At 38.0% G+C, this 15,299-nt stretch carries 15 protein-coding genes; 9 read left to right on the top strand and 6 right to left on the bottom strand.

All coding sequences use genetic code 11. The features are described 5' to 3' along the window. Positions 1–10 precede the first annotated feature (10 nt). From rlmC to AM305_RS07380, 3 genes are all read left to right on the top strand, one after another. Positions 11–1,186 (top strand): 23S rRNA (uracil(747)-C(5))-methyltransferase RlmC, encoded by a 1,176-nt coding sequence (gene rlmC, locus AM305_RS07390; protein WP_005824563.1) that lies wholly within the window; start codon positions 11–13, stop codon positions 1,184–1,186. Between the two features lie 196 nt (positions 1,187–1,382). Then, complete coding sequence (gene eno / locus AM305_RS07385; RefSeq protein WP_005824561.1) at positions 1,383–2,693, top strand: phosphopyruvate hydratase; 1,311 nt, start codon at positions 1,383–1,385, stop codon at positions 2,691–2,693. A gap of 186 nt (positions 2,694–2,879) precedes the next feature. Beyond that, on the top strand, positions 2,880–3,770 hold the full coding sequence (locus AM305_RS07380; protein ID WP_337442886.1) for an IS256 family transposase, variant Zn-binding type: 891 nt from the start codon (positions 2,880–2,882) through the stop codon (positions 3,768–3,770). A gap of 107 nt (positions 3,771–3,877) precedes the next feature. Here the strand turns inward: AM305_RS07380 and AM305_RS07375 are convergent, their stop codons facing one another. Further along, positions 3,878–4,219: a helix-turn-helix domain-containing protein gene (locus AM305_RS07375; protein ID WP_005824557.1), complete on the bottom strand. Its 342-nt coding sequence runs from the start codon at positions 4,217–4,219 to the stop codon at positions 3,878–3,880. Between the two features lie 156 nt (positions 4,220–4,375). Between AM305_RS07375 and AM305_RS07370 the strand changes: the two genes are divergently transcribed. The 3 genes from AM305_RS07370 to AM305_RS07360 all read left to right on the top strand — a co-directional run bounded on the left by AM305_RS07370 (position 4,376) and on the right by AM305_RS07360 (position 6,827). Then, positions 4,376–4,978, top strand: coding sequence for a transferrin-binding protein-like solute binding protein (locus AM305_RS07370; protein WP_005824555.1), 603 nt, complete (start codon positions 4,376–4,378; stop codon positions 4,976–4,978). A gap of 66 nt (positions 4,979–5,044) precedes the next feature. Beyond that, positions 5,045–6,340 carry a surface lipoprotein assembly modifier gene (locus tag AM305_RS07365; protein ID WP_005824554.1) on the top strand — a complete coding sequence of 432 codons (1,296 nt, stop codon included), beginning with the start codon at positions 5,045–5,047 and terminating at the stop codon, positions 6,338–6,340. A 73-nt stretch (positions 6,341–6,413) separates the two neighbouring features. Beyond that, positions 6,414–6,827: a DUF2251 domain-containing protein gene (locus tag AM305_RS07360; protein ID WP_005824552.1), complete on the top strand. Its 414-nt coding sequence runs from the start codon at positions 6,414–6,416 to the stop codon at positions 6,825–6,827. Positions 6,828–6,841: 14 nt separating this feature from the next. Here AM305_RS07360 and recQ read toward each other — a convergent pair whose 3' ends face one another. From recQ to AM305_RS07335, 5 genes are all read right to left on the bottom strand, one after another. Beyond that, positions 6,842–8,656 (bottom strand): ATP-dependent DNA helicase RecQ, encoded by a 1,815-nt coding sequence (gene recQ / locus AM305_RS07355; RefSeq protein WP_005824550.1) that lies wholly within the window; start codon positions 8,654–8,656, stop codon positions 6,842–6,844. 31 nt (positions 8,657–8,687) lie between these two features. Further along, positions 8,688–8,993, bottom strand: a complete 306-nt coding sequence (gene cyaY, locus AM305_RS07350) for an iron donor protein CyaY (protein WP_005824548.1) — start codon at positions 8,991–8,993, stop codon at positions 8,688–8,690. 153 nt (positions 8,994–9,146) lie between these two features. After that, positions 9,147–9,779, bottom strand: coding sequence for a glycosyltransferase family 25 protein (locus AM305_RS07345; RefSeq protein ID WP_005824546.1), 633 nt, complete (start codon positions 9,777–9,779; stop codon positions 9,147–9,149). 104 nt (positions 9,780–9,883) lie between these two features. Next, positions 9,884–10,915, bottom strand: coding sequence for a tRNA (adenosine(37)-N6)-threonylcarbamoyltransferase complex transferase subunit TsaD (tsaD, locus tag AM305_RS07340; protein ID WP_005824545.1), 1,032 nt, complete (start codon positions 10,913–10,915; stop codon positions 9,884–9,886). A 99-nt stretch (positions 10,916–11,014) separates the two neighbouring features. Then, complete coding sequence (locus tag AM305_RS07335) at positions 11,015–11,797, bottom strand: outer membrane protein assembly factor BamD (protein WP_005818661.1); 783 nt, start codon at positions 11,795–11,797, stop codon at positions 11,015–11,017. Between the two features lie 155 nt (positions 11,798–11,952). On the opposite strand from AM305_RS07335, the gene rluD reads away from it, so the two are divergent. From rluD to secD, 3 genes are all read left to right on the top strand, one after another. Further along, a complete protein-coding gene (rluD, locus tag AM305_RS07330) occupies positions 11,953–12,930 on the top strand; it encodes a 23S rRNA pseudouridine(1911/1915/1917) synthase RluD (protein WP_005824544.1) in 978 nt (325 codons plus the stop codon). A gap of 139 nt (positions 12,931–13,069) precedes the next feature. Then, the gene (gene yajC, locus AM305_RS07325) at positions 13,070–13,378 is read left to right on the top strand and encodes a preprotein translocase subunit YajC (RefSeq protein ID WP_005824543.1); all 309 of its coding nucleotides are present in this window, start codon (positions 13,070–13,072) and stop codon (positions 13,376–13,378) included. Positions 13,379–13,447: 69 nt separating this feature from the next. Next, positions 13,448–15,295 (top strand): protein translocase subunit SecD, encoded by a 1,848-nt coding sequence (secD, locus tag AM305_RS07320; protein ID WP_081453547.1) that lies wholly within the window; start codon positions 13,448–13,450, stop codon positions 15,293–15,295. Positions 15,296–15,299: the final 4 nt, after the last annotated feature.

The following is a 15,299-nucleotide window of genomic DNA, read 5'->3' as shown; positions in this document are numbered from 1 at the left end:
AGCAACGATGATGAACATAACCTGTGAACATTTTAATCAACAACGTTGTACTTCGTGCCAATGGTTATTGACTGATTATAACGTGCAGTTAGCTGACAAAATGGCAGAACTCAAGCGGTTGATTTCGCCTTATCTTTTGCAAAATCAAACAGAAGTTCTGCCAGCAGTGGCTTCGGAACAAACGCATTTTCGCAATAAAGCTAAAATGGTGGTAAGTGGCTCGGTAGAGCGACCGGTGCTTGGCTTATTAAAAGATCAGCAAGACGCACAAAGTGGTGTGGATTTGACGGATTGTCCGCTTTATCCGCAAGCATTTGCTGCGCTTTTTCCTATTCTTAAAGATTTTATTGGCAGAGCAGGCTTGGTGCCTTATAACATTGCTAAAAAGAAAGGCGAACTAAAATATATTTTGCTGACACAGAGCCAATACAATCAGGCTATATCGTTGCGTTTTGTTTTACGCTCAACGCAAAAACAACCTCTTATTGAACGAGAATTACCCAAGTTACTGGAAAAATTACCGCCCAAATCTATTGTGAGTTTGAATATTCAGCCACAACACGCTGCCATTTTAGAGGGAGAAACTGAGATCTTTCTTACCCCTAAAAGGGTTATTGAAGAAAATTTTAATGACATTCCGTTGTTTATTCGCCCTCAAGGTTTTTTCCAAACGAACCCTAAAGTAGCAAGCGAATTATATAGAACAGCACAAATGTGGGTAAAATCGTTACCTATTCAACAATGTTGGGATCTCTTTTGTGGGGTAGGCGGATTTGGCTTACATTGCGCAAAAGCATTGCAAGAAACCAATCCAACAGTAAGTTTAACGGGAATTGAAATTTCAGCTTCGGCGATAGCCAGTGCGACACAATCGGCAGAAAAATTAGGGTTAAAAAATGTCACTTTTGCTTCATTAGATTCCGCACAATTTGCTTTAAACGAGAAAGGTAGTGTGCCGGATTTAGTCATTGTGAACCCTCCACGCCGAGGAATTGGCAAAGCACTTGCGGAGTACTTAAATCAACTTGGCTCGCCTTATGTGATTTATTCGAGCTGTAACGCAAAAACGATGGCGGAAGATTTTGCTTCATTTGATAACTATGCATTAGCAAAAGTGCAGTTATTTGATATGTTCCCACATACGGCTCATTATGAAGTTTTGACTTTATTAGTAAAGAAAGCTTAAATTTTCTACTTAATAAGCGGTAGTTTTTTTCGAAACATTTGCAAAGTTTGGTATAATCGCCCTGATTTATAGTAATAGATCAAATTCAGTTTAAATTTTGTGAACTCAATCACATTTTCACAAGACAAATGTAGAAAATATCTTTACTATATACCTATTCTTTTTTCATTAACTCTCAATTAGAGGAATATCAACAATGGCTAAAATTGTTAAAGTAATTGGTCGTGAAATCATCGACTCTCGTGGTAACCCAACTGTTGAAGCTGAAGTTCATTTAGAAGGTGGCTTCGTAGGTTTAGCAGCAGCTCCATCTGGTGCATCAACAGGTTCTCGTGAAGCGTTAGAATTACGTGATGGCGACAAATCTCGTTTCTTAGGTAAAGGCGTATTAAAAGCAGTTTCAGCAGTAAATAACGAAATTGCAAACGCACTTGTTGGTAAAGAAGGTACTGCACAAGCTGAAATCGACCAAATCATGATCGATTTAGACGGTACAGAAAACAAATCTAAATTCGGTGCAAACGCAATCTTAGCGGTATCTTTAGCAACAGCTAAAGCAGCAGCAGCATCTAAAGGTTTACCATTATATGCTTACATCGCAGAATTAAACGGCACTCCAGGTGTATATTCTATGCCATTACCAATGATGAACATCATCAACGGTGGTGAGCACGCAGACAACAACGTTGATATCCAAGAATTCATGATTCAACCAGTTGGTGCTAAAACATTAAAAGAAGCATTACGTATCGGTGCTGAAGTATTCCACAACTTAGCTAAAGTATTAAAATCTAAAGGTTTAAATACTGCAGTGGGTGATGAAGGTGGTTTCGCGCCAAATCTTGCTTCTAACGCAGACGCTTTAGCATGTATCAAAGAAGCAGTAGAAAAAGCAGGTTATGTTTTAGGTAAAGATGTAACTTTAGCGATGGACTGTGCGTCTTCTGAGTTCTACAACAAAGAAACCGGTAACTACGAGTTAAAAGGCGAAGGTAAAACATTTACTTCTCAAGAATTTACTCACTACCTTGAAGGTTTAACAAAAGAATACCCAATCGTTTCTATCGAAGATGGTCAAGATGAGTCTGACTGGGAAGGTTTCGCATACCAAACTAAAGTACTTGGCGACAAAGTGCAATTAGTAGGTGACGATTTATTCGTAACAAATACTCGTATCTTAAAAGAAGGTATCGAGAAAGGTATCGCAAACTCAATCTTAATCAAATTCAACCAAATCGGTTCATTAACTGAAACTTTAGCAGCAATCAAAATGGCTAAAGATGCAGGTTACACAGCGGTTATCTCACACCGTTCTGGTGAAACTGAAGATGCAACAATTGCTGATTTAGCAGTTGGTACAGCAGCAGGTCAAATCAAAACTGGTTCAATGAGCCGTTCAGACCGTGTTGCGAAATACAACCAATTAATCCGTATCGAAGAAGCATTAGCGGCAGCAGGTACACCAGCACCATTTAACGGTTTAAAAGAAGTTAAAGGTCAAGCGTAATCTGCTTCCTAAAGCACGATAAAATTGCACCGCACTTTTCAAAAGTGCGGTGTTTTTTTACACCTAATTTTTGGCATATAGGACAAAATAGTTGGTAAAAATGTGGTTAAAGCCTTATAGTACAAGGCTTTAACCACTCTTTTTGAAATATGAACAAAAAGCTGCCCTTTTTGCCACTATTCGCCAATTCATAAATATGGCAAACAAAATAATCTCCAACGTTATAAATGTCTCCGCTGTAATAAAACATTTACCTTCAAATCTAAATTAAATCCTGAACAAATTTGGTCAGATTATTCTCTTGGAAAACAAACTCAAAAACAGCTAGCCGATAAATATCATTGTTCCCCTAGAACTATTCGAAGATATTTAGAAAAAGCGGCTAAATCAACGCTAAACCCCTCTCAAAATAAATACCTTAACCTCATTATTGACACCACCTTCTTTCATCGTGATTTTGGCGTAATGGTTTTTATTGATAGTCGTTCTACAAAAGTGATTTATCACCAAATCGTGAAAACAGAAAAAGATGTTTACTATAAGAAAGCATTGAACCGATTAAGAGAAAAAGGCTATATAATTCAATCAATTACCTGTGATGGAAGAAGAGGGCTATTGAAAGATTTATTTAATACGCCTACACAAATGTGCCAATTTCATTTAGTGGCTATTCTAATACGAGCATTAAGAAAAAAACATCAATCTCACGCAGGAAGAGAATTAAAAAGTATTATAAAAACACTCAAAATGAGTTCAAAAAATGAATTTTATTTAAAAATAAGTCATTGGAGGAAAACACATCATACCTTTTTAGAAGAACGTTCAGAAAAGCCTAATGAGAAAGGGAAATATCCATATAAACATCGTAGCGTACGTAGTGCTGCTGCGAGCATTAAGCGGTATTATGAATATATTTTTACTTACGAGAAATATCCTGAATTAAATATTGAAAAGACGACAAATAGGATTGAAGGATTATTTAAAGAACTTAAGGATAAATTACGTCCTCATAGCGGTTTAACAAGAAAACATAAGATCTTGTTTATACAGGATTTTTTGAATAAAAAAAGCTGGTAAGGAAGATAGAAAATAATCATTACCAACTTTTTTGTCCTATAGGCATATAAAATGCAAAAAGACCAACTATTTTGTCCTATATGCCTAATTTTTTGATTTTCTGAATATTATTTTAATGTTTCAAGAAAAGTGATAAATGCCTCTTTTTGAATAGAAGATAGACTATCCCATTTTTGGTTTATTTCTATCTCTTTTAATTCCTTTTCTGTAAAGTTGGCAGGAATACAATCTTGAAAAAACCAATTAATCGGTGTTTTGAAGAAAATTGCAATATCAATCAAGTGATTAACATTGATTTTACTTGCCCCTCTCTCATAGCGTGAAAGTTGTTGCTGGGATAAATTAATACATTCTGACAACTTTTCCGCTGAATAGCCAAATTCCTTTCTCTTTTGTTGAATACGCTGCCCAATTAATTTATCTGTCATTTCCGCAGGAAGCTGTGCCATTTTAACCTTTTTATTTGCTAATACTCATCTATTCACATTTTGTGCATTTTTTTACTTGAAAACAGAGTTATAGATAAGTAAAATCGCTAAAAATTACTTATTTATTAACTAAAATTAGCTAAAACTAATTATTTCTACTTATCAAAGGATGTGCTTATGAAAAAATTACTTCTTTCTGCAATTTTGGCTGGATTATTAACCGCTTGTAGTGGCGGCGGTGGTGGTAGCGGTACAGCAACAACACCGGATAATTCTAACGTTGATTTAACCAACAGCCCGAAAGGGGATGTCGGTGCTAAAACTACTGATGGAGAACTGTATGGTCAAAACAGCAATGACTCTTTCTATGGTATTTGGTTAAACGATAGCAAAACGCTAAAAGAAGTTCGCTATCAAGGAACAGCAGCAACAAATTTACCTTCTGGTAGCGCAACTTACTTAGGCGATGCTTATTGGGTAAGTGGCACAACAGGACAACCATCCAAAGGTGGTAAAACTACATTAAACGTAGATTTTGATCAGAAAACGGTAGATGGTAAAGTTGAATTTAGCCTATTAACCGATGGTCGTGCACAAGATATTACCTTGCACAAAACCCAATTAAACGGTACCACTTTCAGCGGCAAAGCAACCACCCTATTACAGGAAGGCACTTATGAAGGTGGCTTGTTCGGTAATGGAGCAAAAGAAGCAGCAGGTATTGCAACTTTCAGTGGTGATAACAGCTACAATACTTCATTCGGTGGTATTCGTTACTAATTCTTTGAGCAGTTAAACCTAGTTCGCATTTGCGTGCTAGGTTTGAATATAACTTTTACCATTCTTATGCGTTCTTTCTTTTTACTCGCCTTATGTTGTTCTAATATTGTTTTTGCTTCCGTAACAACACTTGAAGAGCAATTAAAGCAAGCTACTTACCAAAATAATAGCGGTCAAATTCAATCTTTACTTTACCAATATCAACAGCAGCCTCAGCAAGATTTGACATTAAAGTCTTATGCAGAAGCTAAGCTAGCCGCTTTACAGCATAACTATGACGTTGCTATTCGTATTTACCGAAAAATATTGAGCGAACGACCTGAACTAAATTCAATTCGAATGGAATTGGCAAAAGTACTCTTTGCCGATCGACAAGATAGCGCAGCAAGAGTGCAGTTTGATAAAGTGAAAAGTGTCAAAAATCTACCGTCTTCGGCATACCAACTTATTGAACGTTATATTGATGCTCTCAATTCCAGAAATAGTTGGCAATTTGATGCGAGCATTTCCTATCTTAAAACGGATAATGTCGAAAATGTTTCATCATCTTCAGTCATTGAAAATACAGGATTTGTAAAAGGTGCAGGAATGTTGCCGCAAAAAGCACAGGGTTTTGCCTATAATTTGGGTATAAATCGTGATTTTAATCTAATAGGTTCACATTATCTCGGCGTGAGTAATGAAACCTACGGCAAAACCTATTGGGATAACCACCAATATGACGATCTCTTTAGCCGTACTTTTATCGGTTATGCTTACAAAAAGAATGATACGACTTTGCGATTACAACCCTTTTATGAAAAACGCTGGTATGGAGGCAATTCATTTCATTGGTCAAATGGCGCAGAAATCAGTTACAGTTTTTGGCTTTCACAAAATTGGCAAAGCCAAACCGCACTTGAATATGAAAAACGCCGTTTTTTCAAAGATAACCCGCAGGCAGGGAATATTCGAACAGCTTCAACAACGTTGATTTGGTATCGAAACCCCGAACAAATTTTTTATCTCGGAGCAGCTTTTTCTCAGCAACGCTTACAAGAGCGACAATACAGCTCTGATATTCAGAATTTACGTTTAGGTTGGTTGCAAGAATACGCTTTTGGAATTTCAACAAAATTAAATCTCTCTTTTACTCATCGTCAATTTAAAGATCAAGCGATACTGGGAGGTATCTTGCCATTAAGCAAAACTCGCCAAGATCAGATTTATTCGGTTTTTGCACAAGTGTGGAAACGAGATTGGCATTTATGGGGTATTACACCTAAATTAAATTTGGAATGGCGTAAGCAGAAAAGTAATTTGGATACGCTTTATTCCTATAAAATGCATAACGTTACACTCGCTTTTGAAAAGACTTTCTAACGTCCACAAATAGCCCAAACATTCCTCGACTAGAATATGTTAAAATATCGCAAAATTTAAAAGAGGAAACCTTATGTTATATTCAGTTTTAACCGATCATATTTTATTAGGCGAAGGCTATCGTAATGGTGCGCATTCAACTCAGCACGAACATTTAGTCGTGATGTTTGAAGATGATGGCGAAACAGGCTATTTTTATGCAATGGATTTACATCAAGTTAATCAGCCGGTTGTAGATAGCTTGTTCGTGTATAACGTAAGTGATATTGAACAGGAAAGCTTAAAAGAACCTCGCCGTTTAGAAATTTGCTGGTCGGAAGATGGCTATCAGGCATTTTTACTGATAAACGGCTACCCACACGCAGTGTTTGATTTCAAGCAGTTTGTTGGATACAACCACAGCAAACACCCATATCCGGAATTAGGTTCGATGTGGAGCCGTAAAGAAACCACGGCAGAATTAGTTGATAAGTGGTTAGTGCAATAAAGGCAAAAGCCGCATTATTGCGGCTTACGATTTTCACAATGCTCTTTTATTAAAGAAATAAAAGCTCCGCCAAAACGTTCAAGTTTGCGCTCACCCACGCCGTTGATTTCAAGTAATTCAGCAGGGGTAAGCGGTAGAAATTCTGCCATTTCTTGCAAAGTGGCATCATTAAAGACCACGTAAGGTGGGATGTTTTCGGTATCAGCAATTTGCTTGCGCAGAAAACGTAGCCGTGCAAAGAGATCTTTATCATAACGCACTGAACTTTGTTTGCTCACAAATGCTGTAGCCGAAGATGAGCCTAAGCGTGGCAATGCTAGCTCTAATTTGACTTGTGATTTTAAGATAGGACGAGCTTCTTCAGTGAGTTGTAAGGCAGAGTGATTAACAATATTTTGGCGTATCAATCCTAAATGAATAAGTTGTCTAATCACGCTTACCCAGTAATCTTGACTTTGTTCTTTACCAATGCCATAAACGGAAAGTTGGTCGTGTCCGAATTGGCGGATTTTTTGATTATTCATACCTCGTAAGACACCGATAACATGATGCATACCAAAGGTTTGCCCGGTGCGGTAAATTACCGACATCACTTTTTGAGCATCAATTAATCCATCATATTTGCGTGGTGGATCCAAACAAATATCGCAGTTTTTACAAGGCTCTTGTTTAGATTCCCCAAAATAATTGAGCAACACTAAACGGCGACAAGTTTGCGATTCGGCAAAAGCGCTAATCGCCTGCAATTTATGTTGTTTGATATTGCGCTGTTCGCTTTCCGGCTCTTCAAGTAGAACTTTTTGTAACCAAGCGTAATCGGCTGGATCGTAAAATAAAATCGCTTCAGAGGGTAGATCGTCTCGCCCTGCGCGTCCGGTTTCTTGATAGTAAGATTCAATACTTCTCGGTAAGTCAAAGTGGGCAACAAAACGCACGTTCGATTTATTGATTCCCATGCCAAAAGCGATAGTAGCAACTACGACTTGAATGTTATCCCGTTGGAAAGCATTTTGAACGGTTTCTCGTTGCTGAATAGTCATTCCAGCGTGGTAGCCCATCACTGATACGCCCCGAGCGGAGAGTTTTTCAGTAATTTCCTCCACTTTTTTTCGGCTGTTGCAATATACAATCCCGCTTTTCCCTTGTTGCTTTGCAATAAATTTTGCCAATTGCTCCATCGGCTTAAATTTTTCTTGTACCGTATAACGAATATTAGGGCGATCAAAGCTACCTAGATAAGTATGCGGCTCTTGTAAGCGGAGATGATGAATAATATCGTGGCGGGTTGTAGGATCCGCCGTTGCCGTTAATGCCATCATGGGCACATTTGGAAAGGTACTGCGCAAACCACCAAGTAGGGTGTATTCTGGTCTGAAATCGTGTCCCCATTGGGAAACACAATGTGCTTCATCAACGGCAATAAGGCTGATTTTGCAATGTGAAATAAAGTGGAAAAAGCCTTGTGTCATCACTTTTTCAGGCGAAAGATAAAGTAATTTGAGTTGCCCTGAAATCGCCTTTTGTTCAACATGTTGTTGCTCTTCAAAGGTTTGTGTTGAATTGATATAGCCGGCTTCAATACCATTGGTTAAAAGCTGATCGACTTGATCTTTCATTAAAGAAATTAATGGCGAGATCACGAGCGTTAGTCCCTCAATACAAAGTGCAGGAACTTGATAGCAGAGCGATTTTCCTCCGCCAGTTGTCATAATGACAAGCGTATCTAAACCATTCAGTACGGCTTCAATGACTTCTTGTTGCCCTTGTCTGAATTGTTGATAACCAAAAATATTATTTAAAATAGCTTTAGGCGAATTTGTCTGCTGCATAGATATAAGCTCCCTCTGGCGAGGGAACATATTAAAATGAAATGGTTTCGCCGTGTCTTGCAAAGGCTTCTTCTAAATGTTGCCAAAAAGAACGACCTTCTGCTGTTTTCCATTCATTATCAATAAATTTAAAATGGAAGCCACCGAGTTTACTCGCCAGCCAAAGTTCTAACATGGCTTCTTGTTTATTGATGATAATTTGTGAATCATCATCAAAGGTTAATGTGCAAACCGCACCTTGAATTTCGGTATCGACAGATAAACCTTCCTCATCGATCTTTTCTTCGATTTGTTGCCATACTTGTTCCACTTGCTGATAAAATTCTGCTACGTTCATAAGATCTCCAGATTGGTTATTTAAATTCAATATATTTACTAAATAATTTTTTTCTTAACTTAATAAAAGGACGAATTATTTCTCTATATAATTTAGATAAGTTTTTCTTGCTTTTTTTATTATTTCTATCATCAGATAAGGTGCTTTTGAAATTTATTTTTTATTTAAAACATCATCTTGAATACAAACAGCTGGAATTAATTGTAAAACCTTATAATCAGATTTTTTTAAGAATTTCTCAAACATTAGTACATCAACAGGTATTGAAAGGTGATATACTTTTGTTTTTTCTAAAAGATATTTAATTCCTTTTGCTGTTAAAATATATCCTGCTGTTCCTGTATGTTTTGATTTTAATTTATGAAGATTTCTATTACAAAAGTGAGCTTCTGGATTAGCTGCATATATGATTTTGGAAGAATGTTTTTCAATCTTAATTACATCAATATCATGATTTACATAGCTATTAGTTAGGAATTCTTTTGCATTTTCCCCTAAATAAATATCATCTTCAAAAATACAAATATAATCTAGCTTATTTTCTTTCGCAAAGTGCCATAATGCAATATGACTTAATGCGCAACCCATTTCTCCTTTGGTTAAAGGGCTATTTGAAATATCAATGCTAAATTCTTTTGCTTTTTCTTCAATCAAATCTGGTGTTATAGCATCAAAAAATTCAAAAGGAATATTTTGTTTTCCAAATTCCTGAATAATATGATTTCGACGTTCTTTAGCTGTTAATAAACTAATCACATAATTATGCTGTTGAGGTGTATTATGCATAAGAATTACCTTTTATTTAACAAAATTTCGCTTATATTTTATATGGCTCTGAATGTTTTTTTAGCATTTTTTCTATTTCAAATTTGTAATTCCCACGGACAAAATTACTCAATTTGGGGCAATTCCACCATTGGCCAGCGAGGTTTTACGCTGACACTTAAATTGCTTCTTTCGCCGTGTTTTAAACGTACAAAACCTGCATAGGCAATCATTGCGCCGTTATCGGTACAAAACTCTGGACGGGGGTAATATACTTCGCCTTTTAAATTTTTCATCATAGTCGCAAGATCTGTGCGGAGCTGTTTATTAGCACTCACGCCGCCTGCCATCACTAAGCGTTTATAACCGGTTTGTTGTAAGGCTCGTTTGCATTTGATAATAATGGTATCCACAACCGCTTGTTGGAAAGCGTGGGCAATATCGCAACGTGTTTGCTCATCTAACTGACCATTTTCATCTAAGTTAGCGTTAATCGTATTGGCAGCAAAAGTTTTTAAGCCTGAAAAGCTGAAATCTAACCCAGGTCGATCAGTCATTGGACGAGGAAAAACAAAACGGTTTGGCGTGCCTTTTTCGGCAAGTTTAGAAACAGCTACGCCGGCAGGGTAGTCTAAGCCAAGTAATTTTCCTGTTTTATCGAAGGCTTCGCCTGCAGCATCATCAATGGATTCGCCGAGTAATTCATATTGCCCAACGCCTTCAACTTTAACCAGTTGTGTGTGTCCGCCCGAAATCAATAAGGCAACAAAAGGAAATTCAGGTGGATTTTCTTCTAGCATTGGGGCAAGTAAATGCCCTTCCATATGATGAACGCCAAGAGCTGGTTTATCCCACGCATAAGCTAATGAACGGGCGATAGTTGAGCCAACCAATAATGCGCCAACTAGCCCCGGGCCGGCGGTATAAGCCACACCATCAATATCACAAGCGGTCAAATTTGCTTCTTTTAATGCAGCTTGAATAAGGGGCAATGTTTTGCGGATATGATCGCGAGAAGCTAATTCAGGCACAACACCGCCATAATCCGCATGCATATCTATTTGACTATAAAGTTGGTTTGCGATTAAGCCTCTTTCTTCATCGTAAATCGCAACACCAGTTTCATCGCAAGAGGTTTCGATACCTAAAATTTTCATGTTTTTATGATTAGATTAAATATGAAACCACGGATAGCAAAATAACAGCGACTGTTATCCGATATCCGTGGTATAAATCAGAACGAAAACAATGACTAATTAGAATTGTTCGCTATATTCTGGTTTAGTAATTGTTGGGAACTCTTTGTTTTTATTTGCTTCGATAATTGAAGCAACTTTTTCTGCTGAATCATTTAACCCCATTTTCTCAAACGCTTTTTGCATGTAAGGTAATGCTTCTAAAGTCGGTTTGCTATCAGGGTAGAAATTCATCATTTCTTCTACACGGTTTGCCACAGCAACATAAGCTTCACGCTCGTCATAGAATTTTACAATTTGTAATTCATGTTCAGCTAAACGATTTTTTAAGTAAACCATCCATTGTTGTGCTTCCGGTACATATTTACTGTTTGGAAACTCTTTTACAATCGTTTGGAAGCTACCGTATGCATTACGCACAGAATCTGTTGAACGTGATGAACGATTTACACCAAAGAAATCTTGAATAAAGTTATCACCTAAGCGAGCATTAGATAATGCCGCTAGATAGAATACGTAATCCATTTGTGGGCTGTTTGGATAAGCACGAACAAAACGTTCAGCAATATCTAATGCTTTGTAGTATTCGCCAATTTTATATTGTGCATAGATAAGGCTTAATTGGGTTTGTTCGCCAAATTGACTTTGTTGCCCACCTTTTGTTCCAACCGCATCTAAGTAACGGATAGCAGAGTTATAATCTCCGTCTTGTAAATAAGTTTGCCCTTTGCTGTAAAGATCTTGAGCAGAAGCTTCTTCAAGTTCTTTATTTGCATTACTTGAACAGCCTACAACGAGAAGTCCGGCTAAGATCAAGGAAGCAAGAGAAGTAAATTTACGCATAATGAATTACCTTTATAGATAAAAAAGTGTCTATGATCAAAAGTTAATGTACAATAGTCATATTGACTCATGGCACTTTGTTAAGTTCATACGAATTGCCCTTATTTTATAGTACGCTCATAAATAAGCAACAGACAAATTGGAATTTATAGTTAATGACGCAACAAATTACTTTAACTGCTGAGGTTTCAGCAGATTTATTGGGAGCAAGATTAGATCAAGCACTTGCTCAATTATTTCCCGACTACTCTCGTTCTCGCTTAAAAGTATGGATTGAAAATGATCAGGTTTGGGTAAACGGTAAGATCGTGAATAAAGCCCGAGAAAAAGTTTTCGGTGGAGAATTAATTGAAGTTCAAGCGGAAGTGGAAGAAGAAGTTCGTTTTGAACCGCAAAATATTCCGTTAAATATCGTATATGAAGATGATGATATTATCGTCATCAATAAACCTAAAGATTTGGTGGTGCACCCAGGAGCAGGAAACCCGGACGGTACAGTGTTAAACGCTTTACTATATCATTACCCACCGATTGCTGAAGTTCCTCGAGCGGGGATTGTGCATCGTCTAGATAAAGATACTACGGGGCTAATGGTCGTGGCAAAAAACATTCCGGCACAAACCCATCTGGTTACTGCATTACAAAAACGCCACATTACTCGTGAATATGAAGCGATTGCTAGTGGCATTATGACGCAAGGCGGTAAAGTCGATGAGCCAATGGCTCGTCACCCAACGAAACGTACGGCAATGGCAGTACATCCAATGGGAAAACCTGCTGTTACGCATTATCGTATCATGGAGCGTTTTAGAAACTATACTCGCTTACGCCTACGTTTAGAAACGGGACGTACACACCAAATTCGTGTTCATATGGCGCACATTGCCCATCCGTTATTAGGTGACCAGCTTTATGGCGGACGACCACGTCCACCAAAAGGGGCAAGCGAAGAGTTTTTATCGGTATTAAGAGGCTTCCAACGCCAAGCATTACATGCAACCATGTTGCGTCTTGAACACCCAATTACCGGCGAATTGATGGAATGGCACGCGCCATTACCTGATGATTTTGTTGAATTAGTTGAGGCTTTAAAAGCGGATTATGAGCTTTATAAAGATCAACTTGATTATTAAAATCACATTTTCTTCTCGTTAAATGGCGGAAATTGTGCTATTTTATCGACCAATTTTTTCTATTACTCTTCGTTACAAGGCGTTGCCGTGGTAGGAAATTTAACGATTTTATTTTAACTTATTGATTTAAGGAGCTTTTATGCAACAAGGTAGCGGTTTAGAGATGTTAGTCATTCTTGCAGTGTTCGGTATCATTTTCTATTTTATGATTTATCGCCCACAAGCAAAACGCCAAAAAGAACAGCGTGAATTACTTTCTAATCTTGCAAAAGGCGATGAAATCCTCACAAGTGGTGGCTTAATCGGTAGAATTACAAAAGTCAGTGCTGAAAGTGAGAATGTTGTAATGGCATTAAATGACAATAATAATGAAGTCATGATTTCTCGTAATTTCGTTGTCGCAAAATTACCAAAAGGCACAATGAAAGCATTAAAAGATCAGCAATAATTTCATATTCATATATGATGCCTACTGGAACAATTCAGTGGGCATTTTTTACTCAATGGGAGAATTAGTGTGTTAAATCGTTTCCCGTTATGGAAGAACTTGATGATTATCTTTGTGGTACTCATCGGCAGTTTATATGCCCTTCCTAACTTATATGGCGAAGATCCATCGGTTCAAGTTTCAGGAACTCGTGGTCAGCAAGCCACCACAGAAACTCTTGCTCAAGTACATAATGCGCTTGACGCATTAAATATTAAACCAAAATCCAGTGTATTGGAAAATGGCTCTATTTTGGTTCGTTTAGAAAAAGATGAACAACAACTTCCGGCAAAAGAAAAAATTGCAGAAGTGTTGGGCGATAAATATTCTGTTGCGTTAAACCTTGCACCAGCGACACCAACATGGCTTACAGATATTGGCGGTAGCCCAATGAAACGTGGTCTGGATTTGCGTGGCGGTGTTCGCTTCCTAATGGAAGTGGACATGAAAACGGCAATGGAAAAACAGCAAGAAAGTTTACAAGACGCTTTACGTTTAGAATTACGTAAAGAAAAAATCCAGTATAAAGCGGTTAAAAAAGGCGAAAATTTTGCAACGATCATCGAATTTGCGGATAGTGATGCAGCAGATAAAGCGGTGCGTTATGTAAAACGTATGCATACAACACTTGAAGCAAGCTATAACTCGCCAACTGAAGTGACATTTGCACTTTCAGCCTCGGGATTATCGACAACACGCGATACTGCTATTGAGCAAAACTTATCGATTTTACGTAAACGTGTTGAAGAGTTAGGCGTATCCGAACCGACTATTCAACGTCAAGGCGCAGATCGTATCGTAGTTGAATTGCCAGGGGTGCAAGATACCGCTAGAGCAAAAGAATTACTAGGTGCAACAGCAACTCTTGAATTCCGTTTAGTGAATGAAACGGTAAATGCTGAAGCTGCCGCTCGTGGTATTGTGCCAGCCGATTCAGAATTACAACATACCCGTGATGAACGTCCGGTTGTGTTAAAACGTAAACCAGCTTTAGGTGGCGAACATATTATTGATGCGAGTGCAGGTAAAGATGAAAGAGGTTTACCACAGGTAAGTATCAAGCTAGATCGCGAAGGTGGCGATCAAATGGCAGATATGACCAAAGCCGCTGTGGGTAAAGCAATGGCAACGCTTTACAGTGAATTTAAGGATTCAGGTCGCCGTGATGCAAACGGGAAAGTGATCCTAGAAAAACACACTGAAGTGATTAACGTTGCTACTGTAAACTCTCGTTTAGGAAGCCAATTCCAAATTACGGGAATTAACTCAGCTGCAGAAGCGCAAAATTTAGCCGTACTTTTACGCTCAGGAGCATTAATTGCGCCAATCGTTATCGTTGAAGAGCGTACAGTTGGAGCATCTCTTGGGGCAGATAATGTTCAAAAAGGGATGGAAGCAGGAATGTATGGTTTAATCTTAACGATTATCTTCTGCTTAGTTTATTACAAAATGTTCGGTATCTTTGCGTCAGTTGCTTTAACCGTCAATATGATTTTAACCGTAGGGTTAATGTCATTGATCGGCGCAACATTAACTATGCCGGGGATTGCGGGTATTGTGCTTGCTGTGGGGATGTCTGTTGATGCGAACGTATTGATTTATGAACGTATTAAAGAAGAACTACGTAATGGACGTTCAGTGCAGCAAGCGATTAGTGAAGGTTATAATGGGGCATTTACCTCAATTTTTGACTCGAACTTAACAACGATACTGACTTCATTAGTGCTTTATGCAGTAGGTACAGGCCCAGTTAAAGGCTTCGCTGTAACCCTTGCATTAGGCGTTATGATTTCAATGTTCACGGCGATTAGCGGAACGCGTATGCTTGTAAACTGGGTATATGGCGGTAATAAACGTGTGAAAAAACTTTGGATTTAAGGTG

Source organism: Actinobacillus minor NM305 (assembly GCF_000175195.1).
Classification (GTDB): domain Bacteria; phylum Pseudomonadota; class Gammaproteobacteria; order Enterobacterales; family Pasteurellaceae; genus Haemophilus_A; species Haemophilus_A minor.
Note: the sequence above shows the minus strand (reverse complement) of the source record. Positions and strands in the feature narration are given on the sequence as shown.

Bases quoted from the DNA above. Each gene is read 5' to 3' on its own strand.
- rlmC (WP_005824563.1), top strand. From the start codon at position 11: ATGAACATAACCTGTGAACATTTTAATCAACAACGTTGTACTTCGTGC.
- eno (WP_005824561.1), top strand. From the start codon at position 1,383: ATGGCTAAAATTGTTAAAGTAATTGGTCGTGAAATCATCGACTCTCGT.
- AM305_RS07375 (WP_005824557.1), bottom strand. From the start codon at position 4,219: ATGGCACAGCTTCCTGCGGAAATGACAGATAAATTAATTGGGCAGCGT.
- AM305_RS07370 (WP_005824555.1), top strand. From the start codon at position 4,376: ATGAAAAAATTACTTCTTTCTGCAATTTTGGCTGGATTATTAACCGCT.
- AM305_RS07365 (WP_005824554.1), top strand. From the start codon at position 5,045: ATGCGTTCTTTCTTTTTACTCGCCTTATGTTGTTCTAATATTGTTTTT.
- AM305_RS07360 (WP_005824552.1), top strand. From the start codon at position 6,414: ATGTTATATTCAGTTTTAACCGATCATATTTTATTAGGCGAAGGCTAT.
- recQ (WP_005824550.1), bottom strand. From the start codon at position 8,656: ATGCAGCAGACAAATTCGCCTAAAGCTATTTTAAATAATATTTTTGGT.
- cyaY (WP_005824548.1), bottom strand. From the start codon at position 8,993: ATGAACGTAGCAGAATTTTATCAGCAAGTGGAACAAGTATGGCAACAA.
- AM305_RS07345 (WP_005824546.1), bottom strand. From the start codon at position 9,779: ATGCATAATACACCTCAACAGCATAATTATGTGATTAGTTTATTAACA.
- tsaD (WP_005824545.1), bottom strand. From the start codon at position 10,915: ATGAAAATTTTAGGTATCGAAACCTCTTGCGATGAAACTGGTGTTGCG.
- AM305_RS07335 (WP_005818661.1), bottom strand. From the start codon at position 11,797: ATGCGTAAATTTACTTCTCTTGCTTCCTTGATCTTAGCCGGACTTCTC.
- rluD (WP_005824544.1), top strand. From the start codon at position 11,953: ATGACGCAACAAATTACTTTAACTGCTGAGGTTTCAGCAGATTTATTG.
- yajC (WP_005824543.1), top strand. From the start codon at position 13,070: ATGCAACAAGGTAGCGGTTTAGAGATGTTAGTCATTCTTGCAGTGTTC.